At 34.9% G+C, this 6,494-nt stretch carries 4 protein-coding genes; all 4 read left to right on the top strand.

The features are described 5' to 3' along the window. Positions 1-1,474 (top strand): malectin domain-containing carbohydrate-binding protein (locus GUB10_RS02140; RefSeq protein WP_193709772.1); only part of this gene is annotated, 1,474 nt, incomplete at its 5' end. Positions 1,475-1,895: 421 nt separating this feature from the next. Continuing rightward, complete coding sequence (locus tag GUB10_RS02135) at positions 1,896-3,104, top strand: site-specific integrase (RefSeq protein ID WP_072878268.1); 1,209 nt, start codon at positions 1,896-1,898, stop codon at positions 3,102-3,104. 1,520 nt (positions 3,105-4,624) lie between these two features. Further along, entirely contained in the window at positions 4,625-5,779 is a 1,155-nt protein-coding gene (locus tag GUB10_RS02130; protein WP_193709771.1) for a TIGR03364 family FAD-dependent oxidoreductase, read from the top strand. A gap of 5 nt (positions 5,780-5,784) precedes the next feature. Beyond that, positions 5,785-6,474, top strand: a complete 690-nt coding sequence (locus GUB10_RS02125; RefSeq protein ID WP_072878272.1) for a phosphonatase-like hydrolase — start codon at positions 5,785-5,787, stop codon at positions 6,472-6,474. Positions 6,475-6,494: the final 20 nt, after the last annotated feature.

The following is a 6,494-nucleotide window of genomic DNA, read 5'->3' as shown; positions in this document are numbered from 1 at the left end:
TAATGGTATAGAGATTTTAGGGGTGTCTTCTCAGGTGCCCGATACGCCCATCAATGTAACGGCTCTTAACGATCAGGTTAATTTTGAGGGCGATGTGTTAGATGGCAGTTTGGTGGTTTCTGCCAGTGGGGGCGATGGTAATTTAAATTATAGCATAATTGGCGCTCCATCAGGAATAGTTATAGAACCTACCAATGGCCAAATAGGCGGTACAATAAATCAGGGGGCAGCCGCCAACAGTCCTTATGTAGTTACGGTAATAGTAGACGATAGTGATGCTTATACCAATGATGCGGTAAGTTTTAATTTCACCTGGGAAGTAAATTCCGATAGTCCCGGCATCGTCTTAGCACTTCCTGATATTGAACGTAATGTAGGAGCGGTTATAGAAACTATTAGTCTGTTACCATATTTTGACGATGATGCCGGTGTAGGGAACCTGACTTACAGTGTTTCGGGAAATACCAATTCGGCTGTCGGTGCTGTCATATCGGGCAGTAACCTTAACCTAAGCTATCCCGATTCCCCGGCAGTTTCAGTGATTACAATTCGTGCTACCGATGCCGATTCTAATTATATAGAGCAGAGTTTTTCTGTAAATGTAATAGAGGAACAGGCGATAGCTGAGGTCTTATACCGGGTAAATGCTGGGGGTCCTGCCATTACGGCGATTGATGGGAAATTGGATTGGGAAGAAGATACGGCCAACAACAATTCTGCTTATTTAAGCTACCCCGGACTTAACAGTACCTTTTCCGGAGGAATGACAAGTTATACCGCAACGGTCGATCAATCTACGACCCCGGTAAGTATTTATGACACTGAACGTTTTGATAGGGGCAAAGGCGAACCCAATATGACCTATGCTTTTCCGGTGGATAGTCCCGGCACCTATGCAGTTCGTTTATATATGGGGAATTCGTATTCTGGGACTTCAGCAGCAGGTACAAGGATTTTTGATGTTTCTATAGAAGGAGTGGTACCTGCTTCCCTTCAGGCTGTAGACCTTTCTGCACAATTTGGTCACCAGGTGGGAGGTGTGTTTGTAGAAGAAGTAGAAGTAACCGATGGCCTTTTAGAGATTGTATTTATTCACGGTGCGGTGGAAAATCCGTTGATTAATGGCATAGAGATTTTAGGGGTGCCTACCGAAAGTCTAAATTCCTCCTCGACCGATGTTACTAAAGCTCAAGAGGATATTTTGGATACCAACAATGATTATAAGGCCATACTGTACCCGAATCCAGCAAATTATGAGGTAAATATTCAAATTTTAGATCCGGCCATAGTTTTACATGAAATATTTGTTTATAATTTTAGCGGTGTACTTTCAAAAACTTATATTTTTCCGGATAAAAATATGTCAGATATTTATAATCTGGATATCTCCACACTACCAACTGGGGTTTATATTTTAAAATTGAAAACAAACCAGAATACCTATATAGATTTGAAATTGATTGTAAAAAGATAACCAATTAAGGTCGCTCAAAATAATTGAACCTTTAGAAGATCAAGGATCAATTACATTCTTTTTTTGAATTGATATCAAAAAAAATGATTTCCAGATTTGATTAAATCTGGAAATCATTAGTTTAATTTTCTGCGGTGTGGTTTAATAACCAAAAGTCGAGATGACAGGATTTGAACCTGCGACCCCACGCCCCCCAGGCTCATATTTTACAATTCTTTTAGTTAGATTTATTTTCCTTTGTATTGATTATAAACATATTATGATTTTAATAGTGTATCTAAATTCTTTTGTTTTATCTTTATATGGTAATTTGTTGTACGTATGTTGTACGGATTTTAGAACATTGGTTATTGGGCTTTACTGCAATAGTATCATAAACGTAAGCATTTGTTGTACAAGTCTATAATAATAAAATTAAAAGATGGCGGTCGTAAAAATAGTATTGCATAAGGTTAGACGGGCTGATGGTACTTTTCCTGTCAGCTTAAGGGTAACTAAAAACAGGAAATCTAAATATTTCAAAACTATATTTAATGCATTTCCTGAAGAATGGGACGCCAGTGCGGAATTATTCAACAAAAGACATAAAAACCATCTTCAGGACAATAGGCTACTTTTAAAGTTTAAAGAACGCGCGTTTAAGATTTATTCCGAGCTACAGCTTGAAAATGAATGTTTTCGACTTTCTGAATTTGAAAATGCTTTTCGAGTAACCTCCAATCCTGAATCCAAGAAATTTTTTCATTTCTGGAAGGATTTAATTCAAGAATTTAACTCAGCCGGCAGAACCGGTAATGCAAGAATCCATAATGAAGCTTTTCTAGCTTTGAAAAAATTCAATTTATCGACTCGACTGGAGTTCCAAGACATTACGGTTGCCTACTTGTCAAAATTTGAAACGCATTTGCGTTCGCAAGGAGGAAATGATGGTGGTATCAGTTTGCGAATGCGAACAATTAGGGCTGTTTTTAATAGAGCCATTGCCCAGGATATAATTTCAGCAGACATTTATCCTTTTAAAAATTATAAAATTTCTAAGCTTAAAAGTAAGCCTGCGAAAAGAGCTCTTGATTTTACCGAGATAATGAAAATTGTAAAGATGGATATATCAAAGCATCCACATCTTTTACATAGTCATAAATATTTTGTTTTCAGCTTTTATACCCGTGGAATGAATTTCGCTGATCAAATTAATTTAAAATGGTCTCAAATTAATGGGGACAAAATATTTTACACCCGCTCCAAATCAAAAGGAAATTTTAATATTACTATTCTGCCACCGGTTAGGGACATTTTAAATTATTTTAAGGCAAGATCTATTGGCACAAAATATGTTTTTCCTTTACTCTTGCAAGATAATATGACCCCGCTCCAAATTGAAAACCGTAAGCATAAGACGCTAAGTAAGTATAATAAGGATTTAAAAGAGATCGCTTCTATCTGTAATATTGATAAAATTTTAACCAGCTATGTAGCTCGACATAGTTTTGCGAATAGCTTGAAGCAAATGGGCGTTGCCACAGATGTTATAAGCGAGTCACTGGGACATCAAAACCTAACTATTACCCAGTCTTACTTGAAAGAATTGGATAGCTCAGTTTTGGATGCAGCAAGTGAATTGCTACTTTAATTCCCGAGTTAAACTATAATTTTTCACAAAGTATTCGATATATTTAACTTGAGTACCTAGGAAATAAGATAGATTCATCAATAAATAAGCAGTTCCGTCCAGGGTTCTATCCTCTTCAATTTTAAAGCTACCCCGTATATTCTTATGGTATAAGGATAGTTTGCCCTTATTGTAAATTGATGTAAGGATTTTAAAGTGCCTTTGCTCCTGATTTTATTTCTATGGGAATCACTTTGTCTTTATAAGGATATACCAAATCAACTTCAGATGATGCTTGGTTTTTTTCTCCCTTACCCAGAAATTTAGTTTCGAGTTTGTTATGGTATTCAATGAAATTAACTCCTGAGTATATAAATGTCGAATTATAGTTCATTTAAAAGAGATCTTCCATTCCCAACATTTTCACCTGAATTCCAAGAGCGTAATTTATTAATTCTGTATCTAAAAACTGAGGCCTAAGTGACTCTTTTAAATGGGTATAATTTTGTAATAAAATAAGGGTAAATAGTAAATTTCACTTTTTTCATCTAGAGCATTCTCTTTGTGTCTTACCGGAAAACTGAAAATATTTTTAGATCAGAATAAATAGGTTGATTTGTATTCATTTACTTCTTTCAGCGCCTTCATATTAGCTTTTGAAGTTATTCCTATCTCAATGGTTTACAATTTAAGAGAAGTTATAAATAGGGTACCTTTATAACTCCGGTTAATTTTAAACCTTGTTTGTTAAGCATCAAAGGGTGAGGTGATGTACTAAGGCTTTAATGAAATGCTGAATTTGTGATACGCATTTTAAGTTAATACGCACCGGACTTGAGGAAAAAAGCTTTACGGATTTTTTCGATTTGTAAGGTGAATTTTAAGCTTTTTCCCTCGTGTCCAAGAATTTTTGTAATGAACCTCTTTTCTTGAAACGAAGCTTTTGCGTAGAGAAAGGAAATGTGGTGAATGGCTCCTTAAAGCTTATAATGTTTATTCTATTTATTTTCCCTTAAATTATAGTTTCACCTCTATACTTATTGTTAATCATATTTTATACAAGCATCTGATGTCCAGTAGATCTCATTAAAAACTTTACAGAACTCTATTGACTACATATTTTAAGTTTGTCTAATCGACATAAAGTGATTTATAGTAGTTTGATCTTGAAAAGTAACTGTAGCTTAGATTAATATTAATTACAGAAAGCTTATCAAAAGTTATAAGATTATATTCTTGATAATCTTGAAATATATTTAAAAAGCGGATAATTATCTTTACTCGATAATCTAGATTTAATGATCCCAGGTTTGTCTCGAAATCCAAACTTTGTTTTCATTTAATGCCTCGTGGGCTTGCCGCGAAGTAATTTACTTGTTAAATGCGGACAACAGGACAGATTTTTTTAGGTGATTTTCTGGAGATATTTGTGCTTTTATAACCAGTTTAAAATTAAAATATAATGGAGTAAAAGTTTACAAATAATAAATAAAAATTTTAAATTTGCCTATATATTTATTATTTGTAATAAAATTTGATAAATGGTAAAACAATATGATTTAATAGTGGTTGGAGGCGGGATTCTAGGTACATTCCACGCCTATCATGCGCTTCAAAATGGACTTAGTGTAGCACTTTTAGAACGAAGTAGTATACCTCAAGGAGCAACAGTACGTAATTTTGGACAGGTAGTACCCTCCGGGATGGATGCTAAATGGCAGGTTTATGGAAGACGTAGTTTAGAAATCTACAAGGATATTCAGACTAAAAACGATATTTCGGTACGTCAGCAAGGCACAGTATACTTAGCGTCTAATCAAGAGGAACTCCAACTATTAGAGGAACTCCATCAAATTAATAAAGATAATAACTATAGTTCTCAAATGCTGTCTAAGCAAATGTGTTTAGATAAATATCCAGGACTTCAAGCCGAATATGTAAAAGCAGGTTTGTTTTTTCCAGAAGAGGTAAACGTTGAGCCTCATTCTCTTATTCAGAAATTACATCAATATATGCATAGCCAGGTTAATTTGGATATTTTTTATAACTGTAATGTGTTACATTGTGAATCGGATAGGGGGGGAGTTATAGTGAATACAGCGAATGAAGGTGAATTTTGGGCGACAAAGACTATAATCTGTAATGGAAATGATTTTAAAACATTGTTTCCAAAATTGTTTGAAACGAGTGATTTGGAAGTTTGTAAATTACAAATGATGCAAACAGTTCCGCAAAATAACTTTAAGATACCGGGGTCATTGCTAACGGGTTGGACAATTAGGCGTTATGAAAGTTTTAGGGAATGTCCTTCATATGCTGCAATAAAAGCCAAAGAAAATCTCGATTCTTTTCAAAATAAATGGGGGATCCATATCCTTTTTAAACAGGCAATAGATGGGTCGGTTATTATTGGTGACTCTCACCAATATGCTAGTGTAAAGGAAATAGATACTCTAGGATTTGATCTTAATATGGAGCTAGATGATTTTATGATTAACGAAGCACGAAAGATTTTTAATCTGCCTGATTATACGATAGCAAATAGATGGTATGGTGTGTATTCCCAATGTAAAGAAAAGGATATTTTTAATGAAAGTATTGGAAAAAACATCCATATAGTAACGGGAATTGGAGGTAAAGGGATGACAGGCAGCGCAGGCTTCGCCGAGAAAAATATTGAAATACTATTTAAATAGGAATTATGGTAAAGAATAATAAAATAGCATTGGTAGTTTTTGATATGGCCGGCACAACGGTTAACGAAAATAATATTGTTTATAAGACATTGCAAAAAGCTATAAACAATGCAGGGTACAGTTTAAGTTTAGAATTTGTGTTGAAACACGCGGCAGGAAAGGAGAAAAAGCAGGCCATTATAGATATTCTGGAGCAGGATAATGAAGTAAACGAAGTTTTGGTTGATACGGTTTTTAATGACTTTAAAGGTTTGTTGGCTACAGCTTATAAAGAAATGGAAGTAAGTACCTATCCTGGTACTACTGAACTTTTTTCGTTGTTGCGGCGCAATAAGGTAAAGGTGGCTCTTAATACGGGTTATGATCTAAAAACGGCAAGACAACTAGTTAGTAAGCTAAACTGGAGCTCTGGTGTGGAATTTGATCTTTTAGTTACGGCTTCTGATGTTGAGAGAGGTAGACCAGAGCCCGAGATGATTTTTTTGGCTATGGAAAAACTAGGTGTTACAGATTCAAAGCTAGTGGTTAAAATTGGTGATTCTATTATAGATGTTGAAGAAGGTAAAAATGCCAAATGTGGTCTTTCTATAGGTGTTACAACTGGTGCGCATACCCGGGAGCAAATAGAAACAGCATCTCCAGATTTTATTATTAACTCCTTAATGGAGTTGGAAAATATTTTACTGAAAGCTTAATTAGTTGTTTTGCTGTTATG

The organism is Salegentibacter sp. BLCTC, assembly GCF_015143665.1.
Taxonomy (GTDB): domain Bacteria; phylum Bacteroidota; class Bacteroidia; order Flavobacteriales; family Flavobacteriaceae; genus Salegentibacter; species Salegentibacter maritimus.
The sequence above is the reverse complement of the archived record's forward strand: the minus strand, read 5'-3'. Positions and strand labels throughout refer to the sequence as shown.